Source organism: Acidovorax sp. KPB24-07, assembly GCF_057543315.1.
In genome coordinates this window covers 1-561 of sequence record NZ_BAAJYS010000956.1, presented here as the reverse complement: position 1 = coordinate 561, position 561 = coordinate 1, and the positions used below count along the sequence as shown (strand labels likewise).

The window sequence follows — 561 nt, the reverse complement described above, 5'->3', positions numbered from 1 at the left end:
CGACGAGATCGGCTTCGACGGTCGCTGGCAGCGCTATGTCTATAACGCCGCCAGCGAACTGACCCACCTGATCGAAGCCGGCGGAACCGATGCCGGGCCGGGCAAGGTAACGCGCTTCGAGCGCGATGCGCTGGGCCGGCTGCTGGCCAAGCGTGCCCAGGGACACGAAGGCACGCCCGAGGAGACCACCTACCGCTACGACGCGCTGGGCCGGCTGACCCAGGCGAACAATGGCGCGGCCCACCTGGCCTTCGCCTACGACCCCGTGGGGCAGCTCCTGAGCGAGACGCAGACGCTCATCGGCCAGGGTGGCCCCGGCCTGCCAGCGCGGCTGGGGCGCGCTGCGGCATCGCCTCAAGGCCTGTCGCGCTCGCTCGTTCACAGCTACGACCCGCTGGGCAACCGCACGCAGACGCTGCTGCCCGATGGGCGCACGCTGAACTGGCTGTTCTATGGCTCCGGCCATCTGCACCAGATCAACATCGCGCTGCCCGGACAGGAAGGCGCGCACCAGGTCATCGCCGACATGGAACGCGATTCCTTGCACCGCGAGGTCGAGCG

Annotated in this window: 1 protein-coding gene; it reads left to right on the top strand. The window is 69.3% G+C overall.

Annotation, left to right across the window (positions count from 1 at the left end; translation table 11 throughout):
* A partial coding sequence (locus AC27IQ_RS26875; protein ID WP_487091525.1) for an RHS repeat domain-containing protein occupies nucleotides 1-561 on the top strand: 561 nt, incomplete at both ends.